This window comes from Hyphomicrobium sp. 1Nfss2.1, from assembly GCF_965243865.1.
Taxonomy (GTDB): Bacteria; Pseudomonadota; Alphaproteobacteria; order Rhizobiales; family Hyphomicrobiaceae; genus Hyphomicrobium_A.
Genome location: NZ_OZ251603.1, coordinates 2,607,261 through 2,626,875 on the forward strand (window position 1 = coordinate 2,607,261; position 19,615 = coordinate 2,626,875).

A 19,615-nucleotide genomic window follows, 5' to 3' on the forward strand; every position below is an offset into this window, starting at 1 on the left:
CTCACTTGAGGCCGTTTAGCTCGCGGCCGATCAGGGCTTCGACCTGCACGCGCGCCTTTTCATAATCCGCGCGGGCGTTGACCAGCTCGCGGCGGGCTTCGAAGAGGGTTCGCTGCGTATCGAGGACGTTCAAAAGATCGAACTTGCCTTCTTCGTACCCGGTGCGGGTCCGATCGAACGCCGATTGCGCGGCGGGGAGCACTTGGCTCTCGATAGCATTGGCCTGGGCATTCGCGGCCGCAACCGCGCCGAGGGCACCGATAAGCGTACCCCTCATCTGGGCCCTGGCAGCCTGCGCATCGAACTCTGCTCGGGCGATGCGATGCTGGGCCGCGGCGATAGCGCCTTCGTTGCGGTCGAACAGGGGAAGCGGCAATGAAACGCCGGCGATCATGCCGGTCGAGCTATCGGTTTCGAATCGCCTGAGTCCCGCACCGATGGTGACGTTGGGAACGGCTTTCGACCGCTCCACCTCGAGCACGGCATAGCGATGCCCGACGGTATCGCCCCAGCGGGCGATATTCGGATTGGCGTCGAGGAAAGCCTGTACTTCTTCAAACGAGGGCGCGCTGCGGTCACGACCAAGGCGGCCAGCGGCTCGCGTGTACGTTGCCCCGCTAGCGCCCCAGAGCGCCGAAAGCCGATCGCGTGCCGATTTTAGACGCGCTTCTTCGGCGCCGAGTGAAGCCTGGGCGCTGGCCACGGCAACTTTGCTGCGATCGAGTTCGATCGGGCTTGCGCGGCCGCCTTTCACACGTGCATCGACAGCGGAGCGCGTTTTTTGCGACACGCCGACAAAGTCGCGAAGGATGGCCACCTTTTCTTGCGAGGCGATCACATCGACGAAAAGTTGGGCCGCGTCGGTGGCGGCCTGCAAGCGGGCGACTTCGAAATCCCAGCCTGCGATCGACGCCTCGAGATTAGCCGCGTTGAGCCGCGCCATGCGCTTGCCCCCGAGTTCGAAGGTTTGCGACAGCTGCAGGCTTTCACTTGAATCTTCTGCGGCAATCCCGCCCGAATTCGGCAGGTTCTCGACGCCAGCCGCCAGTTCGGGGTTCAGTCGTCTGGACGCTTGGAACGCATCCCCGTGTCGAGCATCGATTTCAGATGCCGCGGCCTTCACCGACGGGCTGTAGGCAACGGCAAGATTGACCGCTTCGCCGAACGTCAGTGTGCCCGATGGCGCATACGCTTCTCTCGTCTCCGGTTGCGGAGCGGAGGCCTGCCAGCCGTAAGTTGCTCCGGACGCGCCCGGCTCGGGGACGACGACCGTCTCCGTAACCCCTCCACACCCGGCGAGACTTAACGTCAGTGCTATAACGCTTACGCGGCTACTGGCGCGGTATTGGCCCGCCATGCTGCCTCCCTAATGCGTGCTCAGTTGGCATCTCCGAGGGGGAGACGGCCGTACTCAGTCGCGATTGGAGACGCTAGATCAAAAGGACAATTGTCCGGTGCGAAGCGAGATGATCGACATCAGGCTTGGCCCGCTCTCGTCGATCTACCGCAGACAGGGACCAATGGCCGTCTTGGATGGCAGCAATTGTGGCCCAATGCGGCACTGGCGATTTGGACGGAAGCGACTTAATCAATGAACTTGGCTGCGGCAAGCTAGCGAGAGATACGATGTCTATGTCGACGCATCCCTTCGGCGCCTCGACGCCGGGTCCCGGATCTGTGCTGCTCAGCCGTTCTGCGTGCTCGGTCGCATGATGTGTTCCCGCATCCAACAGCTCGATTGCGCGGTGACCATCGGCGCCGAAGCAATAGACGAGCGGAAGAGCTGCTGCGAACGTGGCAGGCACGAAGGCGATCAACAGCACGATCGCTATGAGTTGTCGCCAGAGGCTCATCTGTCCCAGCCCTAAACCTGCACCTAGCCTAATGCGCATCACCGGCTTCATATTCAAGAAAAAACCGTTGGGGCGCTTATGCCATGGCGGCTCTGTCGCGGACGGGACACAACTATTTCAGGATGGGTTAAGCAAAGCCGCGCTGGAACAGGCAGTTTCCCCATAGATTCCGGGACGGAACCGCATGGAAGCCTAAGCATGGAGCACATGGTCCTCGATTCCCTCCCTGCAGTCTCGCAACTCCAGCTGCAAGGTTACGTGCGAGATGTGGAAATCCTCGGAAAGCACGCGTCCAGCCATTTCGCGCACCTCGGATTGTTCCCTGTCAGGTTCCAGTACCAGATGAACCGATAGCGCAGGCGTGTCGCTTCCCAATGCCCAGATATGCAGGTCATGAAGGTTCTTCACGCCGGGGACTTGCCGCAGCGCAGCGGCAACGGCAGCGTAGTCTATACCTTCCGGCACCCCTTCCAGCAGAATGTTGGTTGTCTCCTGCAACAGGGACCAGGCGCGGGGCAGCACCCACAGACCAATGCCGATGGCCACGACGGCGTCGACCCAGAGCCAGCCCGTCAGCCAAATAATAGCCGCGGCGGCAATGACCCCGATGGAGCCGAGCATGTCGCTCCACACTTCAAGGTAGGCTCCCTTGACATTGAGGCTTTTCGCTTGACCGGCCGCCAACAGCCGCATGGAGATAAGATTGATGACGAGCCCGATCACCGCAATCACCAGCATACCGACGGACTGTATTTGTTCGGGCTCAACGATCCTCTTGTAGCCCTCGTACAGGATGTAGCCGGCGACACCGAAGAGGATCACAGCATTGGAGGTCGCCGCCAGCACCTCGAAGCGTTGATACCCAAACGTGCGCTGGCTGTCCGCCGGGCGGCTGCCCACCTTAATCGCGGCGAGAGCGATGGCGAGGCCGAACGTGTCAGTCAGCATATGCATTGCATCTGAAATGAGCGCGAGGCTGCCGGTCAGTATGCCGCCGATCACTTCCGCGATGAGGAATGTGCCCGTGAGCAACAAAGCTCCCCGCAGGGCTGCCGAGTTCGCTGCACGTGGATTTGCGTGCTGATGTCCATGGCCCATCTATATTTGCGACGTTTGTGGAGCACCGCTCGCGGCGTCGACCGCAATGTCCTTGAGCGCTTGGACCTCTCGCTCTCCAGCCTGAACGGCCAGCATAATGCCGAGCGCCATAAGTTTCTCAGACGCCTCAGACACGACGGCTTCCCGCGCCAGGATCTGTTCGCGTGCCGCATCGAAGGCACAACTCATCAGCGCGACGAGCTCTCGGCTAAACGCTTCATCATCAAAGGTCATCAGCTCAGGATTGCTCGACGGGGAAGCCACGTGCTCGATGGAACTCATCATTTTATCGGATCGCCTTACCGTTTATCTCGGACCCTTGTACACGAGGCCCCTGTGGCAGTTCATTCCGCCACGCCGCGGCAGATGGCAATGCAGATCCGTTGGCGGGATGGTTGGCATCGAACGTCGCCGTTTTATCCAAGCCCTGCGGCCGATCGAGCGCCTCGCGCTATGTGTCGATGCAAGCGAGGTTTCGACACCGGACAACGTAACGGGAGATCCTTGAGCAGGATATCCGACCGCCATCACTGCGATCAACGCGACTATCGCGCTCGTTACGGTCTTGCCCATAGCACGATGTCTGACACGGCAGGCTGAAACCAAGCTGAAAAAGCTGCGGCTGCGGGGCCACGGCGTCGAAATATGCTGAACGGGGACTTGCTGCTTATGGTTTGAGGGTCATCTTTCCTGCCGCAGCCCCGCAGCCCCGCAGCCCCGCAGCCAAGGAGAATCGCCATTCGAATACTACTTGTCGAGGATGATGGGGCGATCGCAGAGCGTCTGGCCACCGCGCTTGAAACCGCGGGCTTTGTCGTGGATCACGTTTCCAATGGAGCGGATGCGTGCTCGCTAGCGCTTGATCAGTCTTTCGACGCTGCCGTGCTCGATCTCGGGCTGCCCGGGATGGACGGGTTGGAAGTGCTGCAGTCGTGGCGCGCGGCCGGCATTTCGATGCCAGTGTTGATTTTGACGGCGCGTGGAGCCTGGCCGGAGAAGGTCAAGGGGTTGAACGCCGGTGCGGACGACTACATCAGTAAGCCATTTCATGCGCCCGAGATCGTTGCGCGGTTGCGTGCCCTGACGCGGCGCACATCTGGTGCCGCGCATCCCCTTCTCAGCCATAAGAATATCACCCTCGACACCGTAGCGGGAAAAGCCACCGTTGACGGCCACTCTACAACGCTTACGGCGTTGGAGCTGCGCATGCTCACGTATTTCATGCTGCGGATCGGGCGCATCGTCTCTCAGAAGGAGCTGGTGGAGCATCTTTACAACCTGGATGACGGCGCCGTGTCGAATACGATTGAGGTCTACATTGCCAGGCTACGGAAGAAGTTCGGTCGGGATTTCATCACGACCGTCCGCGGTCTCGGCTACCGGATGGATTGAGCAGCATGCGTAGCCTCAAGATGCGGTTGATCATTGTAGCGGCGGCGTGGATCGCTGGAGGTGTGGCCGTCGCTGGACTTTTGCTATCGACCGCTTTCAGGGATTTTCTGGTCACCCAGTTCTACGATCAGCTGCACGTCAATCTCGATGAACTCGAACGACTAGTCGAGATTGATTCGGCTGGGGCCCTGAAGCTCAAGAGTTCGCTCAGCGACCCGCGCTACAGCGCGCATCTATCCGGCGCATATTGGGAAATTCAAAAGGGCGGCAAGGTTCTGGCGCGCTCGCCATCACTCGAGGGGCCCCCGCTAAAGATTCCCGCCGGGGCCGGAGAAAACGCGCAGACACATACGTATCGGATCGAGGGACCGACCGGCGGGTTGATGATTGCGGAGCGGCTTCGCTGGTTCGGCGAGGATCTGGTGCCCACGCGTATCATTATTGGCACCGACCAAAACGCGCTCGATCGTGAGATGCAGAAATTCAACTACGTGCTGCTCTGGGCGTTGGGGGGCTTTTCGCTATCGCTGATAGCCGCCGCTGTTCTGCTCCTGCTTTATGCGATGAGGCCGTTTGCCCAGCTGCGTCGAGCACTGGCACAAGTTCGCACAGGCGACTCGTCAGCAATCAAAGGAATTTTCCCCGAAGAGGTGCAGCCGCTCATCGACGACCTCAACAATCTTCTTGCCTCTTCCGGGGAGCAGATGGTCAGAGCACGCACGCAAGCAGGAAACATTGCGCATGGTCTAAAGAGTTCGCTGGCGATACTCGTCGACGAGGGACATCGCTTCAAAGCCAAGGGAGACGAGGATGCTGCTGCGGTCGTGCTGGGTGAGGCCAAGCGCATGCGTCGCCAGATCGACTATCACATCGCCAGGGCCAGGGCGGCCGCATCACGCAGGAATCCCCAGCAAGCGACATCGCTCTCGGATTCTGCGGACAACGTCATTGCAGCGTTGGAGCGACTGCATCGTGATCGGCAATTCACTATTCAGAACTTAATTCCTGCCGACGTGTTTGTCGGTTGCGAAGCCGAAGACTTGGAGGAGATCCTCGCCAATATCGTCGACAACGCCTGCAAGTTTGCGAGGAAAACGATCCGACTTGGCGTTGTGAAGGCGGGCCCACGGAAGCTTGTCGGAGTGGCCATAGAGGATGACGGCCCAGGATTGCCGGCAGAGGCTTGGGATGTCGTCCTGGACGTCGGTGAGCAGTGGGGCAGTTCTGACGGTTCAGGCTTGGGGTTGGCGATCGTGCGCGACTTAACGCAGCTCTACGGTGGATCTGTCCATTTGGATCGCTCCGACTTGGGTGGTCTCAAGGTAATCCTAGAGCTACCGGCGCATTCTACGATGAACAGCTGATCTCGATCGTCCGCATGGAATCGGTAAGTCCTTTTCCGTATCACGTAGAAAATCAGCCCATAGCTTCCGTGGGCTGCGGTCAACCGGAGCGGCAGCGGCAAGTTCGATGACTCGGCTTGCCGGCGGCAGAGACGTCAAATTGCGGGGTCGCCTGCCGTTGTCTTGTTCAGCTGATCGGCCAACGGGCCAGCCGGTTGCAGAAGGCTCTTGCAAGCCCGATCGGGATCTGAACTAATATCTCAACATCTCTTGAGATATTGAGGCAGTATGCGCGAACGGCAGGCTCTGGATGGCTTCGCGGCACTGGCCCAGGAAACGCGGCTACGAATTGTAAGAATGCTGGTCAAAGCAGGAGCCGAAGGCATGGCAGCGGGCGCGATTGGCGCTGCCCTCGACGGTTCGGCGAGTTCCCGGGTCGCCTTCCATCTCAATCATCTGCAGCAAGCGGGATTAATCGTGAGCCGCCGGGAAGGTCGCTCGATAATTTACAGTGCAATCTTTCCTGCGCTCTCCGACCTCGTTGCCTTCCTCATGCGCGACTGCTGCGAAGGCCACTGCGAGGTTTGCGACCCAGCCATCAAGCTCTTCGCCCAATGCGAGGGGCGACCCACAAAGTTGCGAACCCGAAATCGAAAGCGCATCACATGACCGCGAGCTTGCGCGAGACGCTGGAAATCTGGCAGGTGGCGATCTACTTCGCCGCCATGCTTTGTGCTGTTGGCGCGTCGCTAGTCTTTTCGACGGCTGGAATGGCGTCTCTCGTCGAGCCGGCGCTGGCACTGATGTTGTTCGTGACATTTCTTCAGGTACCACTTGTAGACCTCGGTAAGGCGCTTCTACGGGTCCGCTTTCTTGGTGCTCTGACGGCAGCCAATTTCGTTGCGATCCCACTCCTCGTGTTGGCTTTGCTCCAATTTGTTCCGGTTGATCCAATTGTTCGCCTTGGCGTGCTGATGGTCTTGCTTACCCCCTGCATCGACTACGTCGTGACGTTCTCGCATATCGGACGTGCGGACGCCCGGCTGCTACTCGCATCGACGCCAATGCTTCTTCTCCTGCAGATGCTTTGTTTGCCCATCTATCTAAGGGTATTCCTTGGCGAAGAGGCGGCTCGCCTGATGCAGATCGGCCCGTTTCTTCACGCCTTCTTGTGGCTGATCGCCATGCCGCTGTCGTTGGCCGCATTGGTGCAGTTTGGGGAAAAGCGCAGCCAATTACTCTCTCACCTGAAGACCGGCTTTGACCACCTGCCCGTACCTTCGACCGCGTTGGTGTTATTTCTGGTGTTCGCAGTGGTGGTGCCGCAAATGGGTCTTGCGCTCCCAAGCGCGACGAATGTGATCCCGGTGTATATCGCGTTCGCTATCGTTGCTCCCGCGATTGGGTGGGGCATCGGGCGCGTTGCAGGATTGACGGTCCCGGGTGTCCGGGCCATTGCGTTCAGTTCAGCCACGCGCAATTCACTTGTCATTCTTCCGTTGGCCTTCGCGGTGCCGGGGGCCATGCCCCTCCTACCTGCCGTGATTGTGGCGCAGACCGTCGTCGAACTCGTCGCCTCGCTTGTCTATATGAAGGTCATGCCGAAGCTGGGGGGCGTTGAGATTGCCACTTCTCCGCAGGCCTGAATTTGACTCCATCCTGCGCGAAGCCCGCCATCGTTTTACGGTCGCTCGTGGGGGGAGACTGGCGGCAACCGGCGACATCCGCAAGGTAGCGCTGTAGCTCGGCCACGCGAGCATCCAGAGCACAGAAGCCTACCTGCGAGCCGATCCCGCCGAGAAGCTCGCTGTCCTCGCCGCCCATTCACCGCCAATGATCAAACCAGGCAAGTTTCGCCCCCCGTCGGATGTGCTCCTCGCGAGCGCTCGGTGAAATTCGAAAAGCGACATAGAAGCGATTCTTCACTGCTAACAACAAATGCCCCGTCGGTCCCACAAAGGCCAACAGTATACGTCGCCTCCAAGAGACAAGCCTGCTGCCCAATGCGGCTGGTGATCGAGAGCAGATGCTCCCGCACCGATACGTGCACCTAGGCGCATGAGCGAGAGTTGGGGCTTGAAATCGATACTGTTCGCGAACCGCTCGATCTGGCGGAGCAGCCGCAAACCGCAGGCGATCGACGGCAGCCTTGCCGAAGAGCCGCCCAGGCCATCAGTATCATTCAGGTTGCGAGCCATATCGGGCGAACACTTCCGTGCTGCCGTCTTTTTTCAGAAGAAGAACCTCGTAGGCTTCGCGCTTGTTGCCAAATTCCATGCCGGGCGATCCAATGGGCATACCTGGCACAACGAGCCCAAGGGCCTCGGGCCGCTCGGTAAGCAGCTTACGAATATCTTGCTCGGGAACATGCCCCTCGATCAGATAGCCATCGACTCTTGCGGTATGACAGGCCGTCATTGCAGCGGGAATGCCCGCATCGAGCTTCATCTTCATCAACTGGCCCATTGCGAGATCCTTGACGGCAACCTCATGACCGGCTGCCCGCAAGTGGCGGGCCCACGCATGGCAGCAAGAACATCCTCCGGTGGTCATCATCTCGAGTGACGCCGCAACTGCCGCAACCGGAAAAAATCCTATGGCGAACGCCGTCATCCAAGCTGACCGCCGATAAATCTGATGTTCTGTGGTCATGATGGGTTTTCCTTCGACTGATTGTCCGCGAAGTTGCCAAAAGAGGTTGCGAGCAAGACCATGACGCCGACTACGATTGCGGCATCCGCGAAGTTGAATGCGGGCCAGTGATAGTCCCGGACATGAAAATCTAGGAAATCGACAACCGCACCGAGGCGAAGACGATCTAGAGCGTTGCCAAGTGCGCCGCCAATGATCAGACCGAACGCGATGGCTTCCCAACGCACGGTCGATCGGATCAGAAGAATGGCAAATAGCGCAACAATGACGAGCGTGATCCCGGCCATAAGCGTGGGTCGGCCCGCGAATGTCTCAGCGAACATGCTGAAGGATATCCCTTGGTTGAAGCTGAGACGGAGATCGAAAAATGGCAGCACGGATTGTGCGTTTCCGCGCTCAAGCGTCGCTAACGCCATCAGCTTGGTGGCTTGATCGAAAACGAAGGCGACAGTAATAGCCGCCAATCCAAATAGTTTTGTCAGGCGGGGCGTTGCCGAGGTGTCTATTGCGCTGCTCATGCGATCTCCTGAGATGACGCTTTCGCTGCCGGACGAAATCGCAGCAGGCGCAATGCGTTCGCGGTGACCAGCACGGTGGCCCCTGTATCTGCGAGGATGGCCATCCACAGCGTGCTAATGCCGAGCAGAGTGGTGATCAGAAATACGGCCTTCAGCCCGAGCGCGAGCGCGATGTTTTGCCAAATATTGGACAAGGTTGCCCGAGCGAGGCTGACAAGCTCGGCAACGCCGGTGACGCGATTGCCGAGCAAGGCCGCATCGGCTGTCTCCAGCGCAACATCGGTCCCGCCCCCCATCGCGATGCCGACCGAGGATGCCGCAAGGGCGGGCGCGTCATTGATGCCATCGCCAACCATGGCCACAGGGCCAGCCGTCTTGAGTTCAGCAATTGCTTGGAGCTTCGCGTCAGGCAAGAGCTCGGCGCGTACATCGAGGGCAAGGGCGCTTGCTATGGCTTGCCCGGTGCGCCGGTTGTCGCCCGTCAGCATGATGCTGTGTACCCCGAGGGCCTTAAGCGATCTGATCCCGGCCACGGCATCGGGACGTGGTTCGTCGCGGAGCGCGATGAGGCCGAGAGCGCGCTCTTTCGTGGCCACGATCACCACAGTCTTGCCTTCCGCCTCCAGCCTCTGCACCGCGTCTTCTAAGGAAGGGGGCAGCAGGTTGAATTCGGCTGCATAGCGCGGCGAGCCGACCGATATAAAACCCTCGCCAAGGCGAGCAACAACGGCCTTGCCAGGCACGGCGGATGCGCCCCCGTAGGCCTGTGGGATCGCGAGCGAGCGAGCGCGGGCTGCGGCGATGATCGCAAACCCGAGCGGATGGCTGGACCCTTGCTCGACGGCAGCAGCTTTCCCTAATATCTCACCATCGTCGCCTTCAATGGCGATGACATCGGTCACCTGCGGCTTGCCGATTGTCAACGTGCCGGTCTTGTCAAAGGCCACAGTCTTGATCTTGCCAAGAGCCTCTAAGGCTGCACCGCCCTTGATAAGAAGGCCACGGCGGGCCCCCGCCGCGAGACCGGAGGCGATGGCAGCGGGCGTCGAAATCACGAGCGCGCAGGGACAGGCGATAAGCAGCGTGGCGAGGCCGCGATAGATCCAAGTCCCCCAATCGGCTCCGAACAGCAACGGCGGCACGACAATGATTAGGGCCGCTGCACCCATAGACGCGGGCGTATAATAGGTCGCGAATTGGTCGATGAAGCGGGCTGTAGGCGCTTTGGAGGTCTGCGCCTCCTCCACCAGATGAATGATGCGGGCGATGGTGTTATCGGCTGCGGCCTTGGTGATCGATATCCTGAGTAAGCCGTTGCCGTTGATACTACCGGCATAGACCATGGCGTCGGCAGTTTTAAGGACCGGAACCGACTCGCCGGTGACCGGGGATTCGTCAAGTTCCGATGTGCCTTCGATGATTTTTCCGTCCGATGGAACCCGATCGCCAGGGCGGACCACGGCGACATCGCCGACGCGCAATTGTTCGACTGATACTTTCCGTACCTCGCCGTTTTGCTCGACCTGGGCGATGCGCGGAACTAATCCGATCAGCGCTTGGATACCCGCCCGCGCACGCCCTGCCGCGACGTTCTCCAGTAGTTCGCCCACTGCAAAGAGGAAAATCACAACGGCCGCTTCCTCGGTCGCGCCGATGAGAATAGCCCCGGCGGCCGCCACGCTCATGAGCGTTTCGATGCTGAAGAGTGTGCCGGACATTGCCCCCGCGAGCGCACGCCGGGCAATAGGTACGAGACCAATGACGGCCGCTGCGAGATAGGCGAAAAACGAGAGATCCGGCGCAATCCAAGCGACAATGGCGGCCCCTGCAAGCAGGGCTGCGCTTACAAGGACGAGCTTTCCCTTGCGCGTTTGCCACCACGGCCGGTCAGCCCGCTCGCGCGAAGGGGTCGAGTTGGTTTCTTCCACCGCCAGAGGACGCGGCGTGTAGCCAAGGCTGCGGATCTTGTCCTCTATCACTTGGCGTGAGATTCGATCCGGGGCGTGGCTCAGGGTCAGCGTCTCAGTGCCATAGTTGACGATGATGTCGCTGATGCCGGGTAGACGCGTCAGGGCATACTCGATCTTGAGGGCGCACGCGCCGCAATCCATCCCTTCGACCCCCATCTTGAGCGTGTGGATGTTTGTTGGAGGTCGTTCGGCAGCCGTCATGATTTTTGGACTTTCTCCCGTTAAGAGCGCATATTGCACCCTGTAGTAACTATAGGGTCAACCCTTATGAGTTCAGGCATTCTCACGATCGGCGATTTGTCCAAGGCCACCGGCACCAAGGTGGAAACGATCCGGTATTATGAGCGAATCGGATTGCTCGCCGCACCTGATAGGACGAGCGGAAACTATCGTGCGTATGGAGCCAAGGATCTCGGTCGGCTGAGCTTTATCCGCCGTGCCCGCGATCTGGGATTTGGTCTGGAGCAGGTGAGAGAGCTTCTGGGCTTATCGGATCAAAAGCAGCGTTCCTGCGAGGCTGTCGACATGATCGCGCGCGACCACCTCGCGGAAGTCGATCGCAAGCTTACCGATCTGAAGGCTCTGCGGCGCGAACTTGACAGCATCATCCGCCAGTGCGGTTGCGGCACCATTGCCGAGTGCCGGATAATCGAAGCGCTGGCTCCTATCGATCCAAACGGCCCAGTTAAATAGCAATCGAGACACAAACAATTGGTGCAACTATAACCGCCACCGTGCCGATCGCAGGCCTGGCCGGCACCGCGGGCAGCCCCGTCGCCGACAAGACGTATTTGCCGGGGGGAGGCCGAGTTCGGCAGAGTTCGGAAAATCCGAAAAAAATGCCGCCAGGACGCGGCATACCGGATTTCACGCCTAGCGATGCTACCGATCGGTGCGGTAGGCCGAGAAGCTGCCTAGCGCGCGGCTTAAGTCGCACGCACGCCCTCCGGGCAACCTGCCGCGATGATTTTTCAGTCGCCGGAGTCGCTTAACTTCGGCCTAATTGACGCTGCTTGATCCTCCAGCCGCGTGTTGCCGGGATCACCTCGCTGTGGCAGTCTGCGCTTGTGAGACATCGCGTCTACCAGCGCTGGTCTGTGGTCCTCGGCATGCTCGCCATGCTCGGGGCGATCGTCGCTATGCCGCTGTCGTCGACCTACGCACTGGCCATGGCAACGTCAAACCAGGCGATGGCGGAGCACACGGCGGCGATGAAGCACGATATGCCGTGCCACAAGCCGGCCAAGCCCTGCCCGGAATGCCCGCAAAAGGTTTGCCCAGAGATGGGCACCTGTCTCGTTAAGTGCTTCCAACCGCTGGCCTCGCCGGTTGGTGAAATGACTGTGCCCGGCGATGTCGTTTCAGCGCGCGTGCGGCCTGCCGTATCGCAGGTTTCCGGCGGGTTGCTGATTCCTCCCCTCCTTCGACCTCCAAGCGTCTGAATCTGCGCCCCTGGGCGTACGTGCGGCTGCGGCCATAGCCGTGGTCGGCGCGAGCGTTGGCCATGCCGGTCCGCGCTGGTTCACGACAACAGGAGAATTGAAAGATGCAACGCAAGACCCTGCGTGCCGCCACCTTTGGCGCTGCACTGCTCGCGCTTCTATCCGTCGCCGCTGTAGCCGGCGAGAAGGACTACGAGTTTCAGCTTGTCGACAAGGAGGTGAAGCAAGGCGACGCCGTCATCGCCGTAAAGCTCGTGCACAAGCCTTCGGGTCGCCCCATCCCCGATGCGGTGATCTTCGCCAAGCGTATCGACATGGGCCCCGACGGCATGGAAATGATGGATTCGCCCATCGAGCTCGTCGGCTCAACGGAGCCGGGTGTCTACCGTTTCAAGACCAAGCTCACCATGGCTGGAAAGTGGGCGCTGTCGCTGGGCGCTAAGGTCCAAGGAGAGACCGGGACGGTTGAAGACAAGCTCATCGTCACGGCGACCGAATGAAACCGCTTCTCAAAGGGGTGCTGACCGTCGCGGCTATATTGGCCGCGGCGGGAGCCGGGCTGTGGGCGGGCCAGACGGGCATCGTCAAACTCCCAGGACATGTCGCGAGTTTGATCACGGAGCCGGCGAATCCTGCCTCGCAGGGGCCCGTCATCTATTACCGCGACCCGAGCGGCAAGCCGCTCTATTCGCTGACGCCGAAAACGACGCCGGACGGGAAGGCGTACGTCGCCGTACACGCCTCGGAGGACATAGGGTTCGGCAAGCCCAGAACGACTGGCGACGCGGCGAACGCGACAGCGGAGGCCGAGCCACAGGACGCTTCGCTCCCCGAGCAGGGTCGCAAGATCATTCACTACCGCAATCCGATGGGGCTTCCCGACATCTCGCCGGTGCCCAAGAAGGATTCGATGGGGATGGACTACATCCCCGTTTACGAGGACGAGGTCGACGATGGCGATACTGTCAAGATATCGCCAGGGAAAATCCAGCGCACCGGCGTGAAAACGGAGGCCGTGAGCAAGAGACAAATCTCCAGAGACATCCGTGCGCCGGGGGTGGTCGAGCTAGATGAGCGCCGAATCACCGTAATCGCACTCCGCTTCGACGGTTATATCGAGAAAGTAGCGGACGTCACGACTGGTACCCATCTGAAGAAGGGCGCGCCACTCATGACGATTTATGCGCCCGAACTCCTCAGTGCCGGGGCCCGGCTCGTCATCGAAGAGCAAACGGGCTGGGGCCCGACTGCCGGCAAGAACAGGGATTTCCTAAAAGCGGACAACCTGAGGGCCCCGGTCATCGGCGCGCGCCGTCGTCTTGAAAATATGGGGCTTCCAATAGAGTTCATCGACAACATCGCGCGAACGCGCGAGGTTCCCGATACCGTTGTATGGCGCGCACCGGGCGACGGCATCGTTCTTGAGCGACGCGCGGTCGAAGGCATGCGGGCCGCGGCTGGCGACGTGCTGTTCCGTATCGCCGACCATTCGGTCGTTTGGATCATGGCCGATGTCGCCGAGGGTGACATCGGCGCGCTGAAGCCGGGCCAATCCGTCAAAGTGACAACGCGCGCGCATCCCGGCCGCGTCTTCAACGGCAAGGTGGCGGTCATCTACCCGCACCTGATGAAGGAAACGCGCACGGCGCGCGTGCGCATCGAGCTGCCCAACCCCAACCTCGCGCTGTTGCCCGGCATGTACGCGGATGTCGATATTGCAACCGGCTCCGATGAGCCTGTTGTCGCCGTTCCGCAAAGTGCTGTGGTCGACAGCGGCGCACAGCAGGTCGTCTTGCTCGATCGTGGCGAGGGCCGCTTCGAGCCGCGCGACGTCAAGCTTGGCCGCAAGGGGGACGGCTACGTTGAGGTCCTGAACGGCGTAAATGACGGCGACAGAGTCGTCGTCGACGGCAACTTCCTCATAGATGCAGAGAGCAACCTGCAGTCCGCACTGAGGGGCCTGTCGGCGGCACCGGCCAAGGCGGCCAGCCAATGATCGCGCGCCTCATCGGCTGGTCGGCGCGCAACCTGATGCTGGTGTTCATTGCCACGGCGTTCGCCGTTGTCGCGGGTCTATGGGCGCTGACGCACTTGCCGCTCGACGCCATCCCGGATCTCTCCGATACGCAGGTCATCGTCTACACCGAATTCCCGGGTCAGGCGCCACAGGTGGTCGAGGATCAGGTTACCTATCCGCTCACCACATCGATGCTGACGGTGCCACGCTCTAAGGTCGTACGCGGCTTTTCGTTCTTCGGCGTGTCGTTCGTCTACATCATCTTCGAGGACGGTACCGACATCTATTGGGCGCGCAGCCGCGTTCTCGAATACCTCAATGCGGCCGCCAAGCGGTTACCTGCGGGCGTCACGCCAACGCTCGGGCCGGACGCGACCGGTGTCGGCTGGGTCTATCAGTATGCGGTGCTGGGCAAGAACAAATCGCTGGCTGAACTCCGCTCGCTGCAAGATTGGGAGATCCGTTTCGGATTGTCCAAGGCCGAAGGCGTCGCCGAGGTGGCGAGCGTCGGTGGCTTCGTCAAGCAGTACAGTGTCGTCGTCGATCCGGGGCGCATGCGTGCACTCGGCATCTCGCTGCAAAAGATGCGCGAGGTCATCCGCGACAGCAACATGGACGTCGGCGGCCGCACCCTTGAGCTGGCCGAGCATGAGTTCATGGTACGGGGGCGTGGATATTTGAGGAATACCGCGGATATTGAGAACATCGTCGTCAAGATGAACGGCGGCACGCCGGTGCTGCTGAAGGATATCGCACGCGTCGAGATCACGCCCGACGAGCGGCGCGGCATCACCGAATTTAACGGCGAAGGAGAGGTGGCAAGCGGCATCGCCCTGCAGCGCTCAGGCGCCAACGCGCTGACGGTCATCGAAAACGTCAAGGAGCGCTTGAAGGAGATAGCCCCCTCGCTGCCTGAGGGCACCGAAATTGTCCCCGTATACGATCGCTCCGAACTCATTCACCGCGCCATCGCCACCCTCAAGTCGACCCTGTTCGAGGAAAGTGTGGTCGTCGCCTTGGTGTGCATCGTATTTCTTCTGCACGTGCGCAGCGCGCTCGTCGCCATCCTCATGCTGCCCGTCGGTATCCTCATGGCGTTCATCGCCATGAAGCTGTTGGGCATCGGCTCCAACATCATGAGCCTCGGCGGCATCGCCATCGCCATCGGCGCAATGATCGACGCCGCGATCGTCATGATCGAAAATGCGCACAAGCATCTTGAACGAGCGCCGCCGGATAAGCCGCGTGTCGAAATCATCATCGAAGCGGCCTCCGAGGTTGGACCGGCGCTGTTCTTCTCCCTGCTTATCATCACCGTGTCGTTCCTCCCGATCTTTACCTTGGAGGCGCAGGAGGGCCGTCTGTTCGGACCGCTGGCGTTCACCAAGACCTTCGCCATGGCCTCGGCGGCCATCCTCTCGGTGACGCTGGTACCGGCGCTGATGGTGGTCTTCGTGCGCGGGCGCATCATCCCGGAAGCCAAGAACCCGCTCAACCGCGCCCTGATCGCAATCTACCGGCCGGTCATCCGCGGCGTGCTCAGAGCGAAGATGCTGACCATCGCGCTGGCGATGATCGTGGTCGGCATTTCGATATGGCCCATGCTGCATATGGGCAGCGAGTTCATGCCCAACCTCGATGAGGGAACGCTGCTCTACATGCCGACGACGCTGCCGGGAATATCCGTCACCAAATCCGCGGAACTGCTCCAAACGCAAGACCGCATCATCAAGACGTTCCCGGAGGTCGCCTCGGTCTACGGCAAGGCGGGACGCGCGCTGACGGCAACCGATCCAGCGCCCACGGAAATGTTCGAGACAATCATCAACCTCAAGCCGAAGGACCAATGGCGTCCTGGGCTCACCGTTGATGCTCTGATCCAGGAAATGGACCGATCCCTGCAGTTTCCCGGCGTCTCGAATGCGTGGACCATGCCGATCAAGGCGCGCATCGACATGCTGTCGACCGGCATACGCACGCCCGTGGGCGTGAAGGTGATCGGCAAGGATCTCACCGAGATGGAGAACGTCGCCCGGCAGGTGGAAACCGTCCTCAAGCCTGTGCCAGGAACATCGAGCGCCTACGCCGAGCGCGTGGTCGGCGGATACTACCTCGAGGTGATTCCGGACCGCGCGCGTCTGGCACGCTATGGCTTGATGGTTGCCGATGCGCAAAACGTGGTGGCATCGGCGCTCGGGGCCGAGCCGATCACCACGACGGTCGAAGGACGCGAACGCTACACGGTCGTGCTCAGGTATCCGCGCGACCTGCGCTCGGACCCCCAGACCATCGCCAAGGACGTCTTGGTCGGGCTGCCGGGCGGGGGCACAGTGCCGCTGGGAGAGGTCGCCGATATCGAACTCACGCAGGGTCCCACGTCGATCCGGACCGAGAACGGCAAACTCGCAACGTATATCTTCGTCGACATTCGTGACCGAGATCTCGGCGGCTATGTCGCCGATGCCAAGAAGGCGGTAACCGACCAAGTGGTGATGCCTGCCGGTACCTACCTCATGTGGAGCGGCCAGTTCGAGTATCTGGAGCGCGCCGAGGCCCGACTTCAGATGGTTGTGCCGGTGACGCTGATGATCATCTTTCTGCTGCTCTATCTTAATTTCCGGCGCATCACCGAAACGCTCATTGTCATGCTGTCTCTGCCGTTCGCCTTGATCGGCGGGCTATGGCTGATGTGGTGGCTCGGCTTCAATATGTCGGTGGCGGCCGCGGTCGGATTCATCGCTTTGGCTGGCGTGGCCGCTGAAACAGGCGTCGTGATGCTTATCTATCTCGATCACGCGGTAGAGGAGATTATGCTGCGCTGCGGGAAGGAGCGACGCCCGTTTTCGAAGGCTGACCTCTACGAAGCGATCATGCTGGGCGCGGTGGAGCGCGTCCGGCCGAAGATGATGACGGTGGTGGCCATCATGGCCGGCCTCCTGCCCATACTGTGGAGCACCGGAACTGGCTCGGAGGTGATGCAGCGCATTGCGGTGCCGATGATCGGCGGCATGGTCTCATCAACCCTTCTGACACTCATCGTCATTCCCGCCATTTACGGCCTCATCAAAGGATGGCGGCTGCCGCCTGCCGTTTCTCTGGCAGAGAAAGGAACGGCTCTTTCTGGCTTTTGCCGGCTCGATATTGCGGAAGATGAACGTTATCTGAAGACCATCTTACCCTACGATCGGACCTAGTCGGCAATCGCCGAGGGGCAAGTCTGGCCGGCCCACACCACGGCGCAGACTCGCGGTCCGAGAAGGTCGCATACACTTTGAAGCACGCGCAAACACGGCATCCTCGAGCGGCATTCGAGGACGTCCGTTCGCCCGACCAACGGTTTCACCCCCAATGCCTCACACTATCTCTTTAAGTAGGTACTAAAACCGCTTCGTGACTGACGTCCGCGAGGCACATGTAAAAGCCTAAGTTTCTAGGGTCCGCACTTCAACACGATACCCGTGGTCCAATACTGGACGACGCCCACCCAACGGCGACCCGAGTATCGAGAATTTATGCAACCCTCGACACTGGGCGTGACGTCACGGTGCGCTAGCCAACGAAGCCTATGGAGCTGAATTGGAGCAGATAGCACTTTTTACAGGGATTTCGGGTTGGCTTGGGATGCAGAAGACGCGAGACAACAATTCCCACATTGAGTACCGGCCGGATCCCCAGATTATCAGTGACTGTCAAAGAGACGGTGACACGAGCTGGCTGTGACGTCACAGCTCCGGGAAAGCGGTCGAAGTTGCAACTGAAACGGTGCCGTCTCCGGCGCGTCCAGACTGCGTTCCCCGGTCGGAACCTTTGCCTGTCGCTGACGTTGGCCCGGTTGGAGTTTTCCGGCATCAGTCGGGTAATCGTAACTGGCTCAGATCACATCGCCGATCCTCGCCTTGCACAAGTTCAGTTGCCGCGCCCGTTTCGCGGCGGGTCTGGGTCAGTGATCGATGGCGTTAGCGCATCCGCACAAACGGCGGCATTGCCGGAACGATTTTCTGCGAATGCCGCAAGCTGAAAAGAACCCAGGGGCAACTTCGTGAGGAAGATGATGTCGTATATCCGCTTTTTAGCAATGATCGCCGTCTCGACCGTTTTGATGTACGGCCTGATGTACCTCAACACCTACGAGCTGGATCACGTCTTCTTTAGCCAAACACGCGCGTGGATGGCGCTCGTTATGGGCACGGCCATGACGATCGTTATGCTGGGTTTCATGTGGGGGATGTACGAAAACAAGCGCGTCAATGTCGGCATCGTCGCTGGCAGTTTGGTCGGGTTCGCGATGGCGCTTTGGCTCGTGCGCAGCCAGGACACGGTCGGCGATCTCAGCTACATGCGGGCGATGATCCCACATCACTCGATCGCGATCCTAACAAGCGAACGCGCGCATATCCGCGATCCGCGCGTCCGCAAGCTCGCCGACGGGATCATCGATGCGCAGGTGCGGGAAATTCGCGAGATGAAGGTGCTCATCTCGGAAATCGAGCAGCATCCTATACCGGATGAGCAACCGGACCTTCCACCGGCACGCTAGACAAAGTGCTACGTCCGGAAGGAGCATTCGCGGGCCGAGCCAGATTGTGGAAGCCGCGAGCAAGTCGTCGACCCACATCTAGATGCTGCAATTCTCCCTGTGGTACGAAGGCGTACACGCTCAGTCAGCAGCACACTGCTTGATCGCCCGCAAAATCCGCGGCCCGAGCCGCTGCCAAACGATTCGGCGTCACCACCACATCATCGGAAAGATACGCCGTGCGCAGTGCTGCGTGGGCGGGCTCATCCAGAGAGAAGTCCGTCAGCCGATTGTAGAAGAGGTCAGGCCGGGCAGCCACGAGCTGGACTTTGCCGTCGTTTGGTTCGAGGGACCTCGATCGAGAGCCCGTAAACCGGGGATGCCCTCTTCTCGCCGGCTGGGAGCATCAAGAACCCACTATGGCATCTCAAACTTAGCCAGCAAGCTGTGCCCATCGGACAGTGCGCCCGTGACAACAACTTTCGCGCCCTTCGCTAACGGCGCTGTGAGCTTGCCAACGAGCTTATTGGGCTCGACCGGCTTGAGATCGATCTGAGCCGTCTTTCCAGCGTCTTGCGTAATTGCTCTCACCTTAGCCCCGGCAGAGCCCATCGGTGCGTCTGCTTCCCCGGTCAGGTAAAACGTCACCTCGGTCGCACTCGGCACAAACTCAACATGGTGACCGTCGACATCGACGACCGCGCCGCCATTGGGACCCTTGGCGGCTTCGTGCGCATACGCTCCGGATACGGTAGCAAGCCCGAGGACGGCGGCGAGAGCTAGCGTGAAGTTGAGTTTGCGATGCACGTGAATA

General features: G+C 60.3%; 18 protein-coding genes and 1 pseudogene. 11 read left to right on the forward strand and 8 right to left on the reverse strand.

Going from position 1 to position 19,615, the window contains the following annotated elements:
• Position 1: 1 nt before the first annotated feature.
• The 4 genes from ACP15D_RS12730 to ACP15D_RS12745 form a co-directional block, all read right to left on the reverse strand.
• Positions 2-1,357: a TolC family protein gene (locus ACP15D_RS12730; protein ID WP_072373973.1), complete on the reverse strand. Its 1,356-nt coding sequence runs from the start codon at positions 1,355-1,357 to the stop codon at positions 2-4.
• Between the two features lie 73 nt (positions 1,358-1,430).
• Positions 1,431-1,910 (reverse strand): hypothetical protein, encoded by a 480-nt coding sequence (locus ACP15D_RS12735; RefSeq protein ID WP_139247183.1) that lies wholly within the window; start codon positions 1,908-1,910, stop codon positions 1,431-1,433.
• A 135-nt stretch (positions 1,911-2,045) separates the two neighbouring features.
• Positions 2,046-2,951: a cation diffusion facilitator family transporter gene (locus ACP15D_RS12740; protein WP_072373979.1), complete on the reverse strand. Its 906-nt coding sequence runs from the start codon at positions 2,949-2,951 to the stop codon at positions 2,046-2,048.
• Positions 2,952-3,236 (reverse strand): hypothetical protein, encoded by a 285-nt coding sequence (locus tag ACP15D_RS12745; RefSeq protein ID WP_424957853.1) that lies wholly within the window; start codon positions 3,234-3,236, stop codon positions 2,952-2,954. It abuts the gene before it with no gap.
• Between the two features lie 459 nt (positions 3,237-3,695).
• Here ACP15D_RS12745 and ACP15D_RS12750 point away from each other — a divergent pair, with 459 nt between their 5' ends.
• The 5 genes and pseudogenes from ACP15D_RS12750 to ACP15D_RS12770 form a co-directional block, all read left to right on the forward strand.
• A complete protein-coding gene (locus tag ACP15D_RS12750; protein WP_348533039.1) occupies positions 3,696-4,343 on the forward strand; it encodes a response regulator transcription factor in 648 nt (215 codons plus the stop codon).
• Positions 4,344-4,348: 5 nt separating this feature from the next.
• Positions 4,349-5,707, forward strand: a complete 1,359-nt coding sequence (locus ACP15D_RS12755; RefSeq protein WP_072374977.1) for a sensor histidine kinase — start codon at positions 4,349-4,351, stop codon at positions 5,705-5,707.
• Between the two features lie 267 nt (positions 5,708-5,974).
• Positions 5,975-6,355, forward strand: coding sequence for an ArsR/SmtB family transcription factor (locus ACP15D_RS12760; RefSeq protein WP_424957854.1), 381 nt, complete (start codon positions 5,975-5,977; stop codon positions 6,353-6,355).
• Positions 6,352-7,332, forward strand: a complete 981-nt coding sequence (locus ACP15D_RS12765; RefSeq protein ID WP_072373990.1) for an arsenic resistance protein — start codon at positions 6,352-6,354, stop codon at positions 7,330-7,332. The genes ACP15D_RS12760 and ACP15D_RS12765 overlap by 4 nt, the downstream gene beginning before the upstream one ends.
• A gap of 58 nt (positions 7,333-7,390) precedes the next feature.
• Positions 7,391-7,579: pseudogene (locus ACP15D_RS12770) on the forward strand (tyrosine-type recombinase/integrase); the annotation flags it as partial.
• A gap of 285 nt (positions 7,580-7,864) precedes the next feature.
• Here the strand turns inward: ACP15D_RS12770 and ACP15D_RS12775 are convergent.
• The 3 genes from ACP15D_RS12775 to ACP15D_RS12785 are packed head-to-tail and all read right to left on the reverse strand — an operon-like array spanning position 7,865 to position 10,967.
• The gene (locus ACP15D_RS12775; protein WP_072373993.1) at positions 7,865-8,299 is read right to left on the reverse strand and encodes a DUF411 domain-containing protein; all 435 of its coding nucleotides are present in this window, start codon (positions 8,297-8,299) and stop codon (positions 7,865-7,867) included.
• Between the two features lie 35 nt (positions 8,300-8,334).
• Positions 8,335-8,856: a signal peptidase II gene (gene lspA / locus ACP15D_RS12780; RefSeq protein ID WP_083556115.1), complete on the reverse strand. Its 522-nt coding sequence runs from the start codon at positions 8,854-8,856 to the stop codon at positions 8,335-8,337.
• Entirely contained in the window at positions 8,853-10,967 is a 2,115-nt protein-coding gene (locus ACP15D_RS12785; protein ID WP_171988086.1) for a heavy metal translocating P-type ATPase, read from the reverse strand. The genes lspA and ACP15D_RS12785 overlap by 4 nt, the downstream gene beginning before the upstream one ends.
• A 126-nt stretch (positions 10,968-11,093) precedes the next feature.
• Here ACP15D_RS12785 and ACP15D_RS12790 point away from each other — a divergent pair, with 126 nt between their 5' ends.
• The 6 genes from ACP15D_RS12790 (at position 11,094) to ACP15D_RS12815 (ending at position 18,822) form a co-directional block, all read left to right on the forward strand.
• A complete protein-coding gene (locus ACP15D_RS12790; RefSeq protein WP_072373998.1) occupies positions 11,094-11,519 on the forward strand; it encodes a MerR family transcriptional regulator in 426 nt (141 codons plus the stop codon).
• A 320-nt stretch (positions 11,520-11,839) separates the two neighbouring features.
• Positions 11,840-12,268 (forward strand): hypothetical protein, encoded by a 429-nt coding sequence (locus tag ACP15D_RS12795; RefSeq protein ID WP_424957855.1) that lies wholly within the window; start codon positions 11,840-11,842, stop codon positions 12,266-12,268.
• A gap of 104 nt (positions 12,269-12,372) precedes the next feature.
• Positions 12,373-12,768, forward strand: a complete 396-nt coding sequence (locus ACP15D_RS12800; RefSeq protein WP_072374001.1) for a FixH family protein — start codon at positions 12,373-12,375, stop codon at positions 12,766-12,768.
• Positions 12,765-14,264, forward strand: a complete 1,500-nt coding sequence (locus tag ACP15D_RS12805) for an efflux RND transporter periplasmic adaptor subunit (protein WP_072374004.1) — start codon at positions 12,765-12,767, stop codon at positions 14,262-14,264. The genes ACP15D_RS12800 and ACP15D_RS12805 overlap by 4 nt, the downstream gene beginning before the upstream one ends.
• The gene (locus tag ACP15D_RS12810) at positions 14,261-17,479 is read left to right on the forward strand and encodes an efflux RND transporter permease subunit (protein ID WP_083556117.1); all 3,219 of its coding nucleotides are present in this window, start codon (positions 14,261-14,263) and stop codon (positions 17,477-17,479) included. The genes ACP15D_RS12805 and ACP15D_RS12810 overlap by 4 nt, the downstream gene beginning before the upstream one ends.
• Before the next feature lie 857 nt (positions 17,480-18,336).
• Positions 18,337-18,822: a DUF305 domain-containing protein gene (locus ACP15D_RS12815; RefSeq protein ID WP_072374986.1), complete on the forward strand. Its 486-nt coding sequence runs from the start codon at positions 18,337-18,339 to the stop codon at positions 18,820-18,822.
• 396 nt (positions 18,823-19,218) lie between these two features.
• Here ACP15D_RS12815 and ACP15D_RS12820 read toward each other — a convergent pair whose 3' ends face one another.
• Complete coding sequence (locus ACP15D_RS12820) at positions 19,219-19,608, reverse strand: hypothetical protein (protein WP_072374007.1); 390 nt, start codon at positions 19,606-19,608, stop codon at positions 19,219-19,221.
• Between the last annotated feature and the right edge of the window lie 7 nt (positions 19,609-19,615).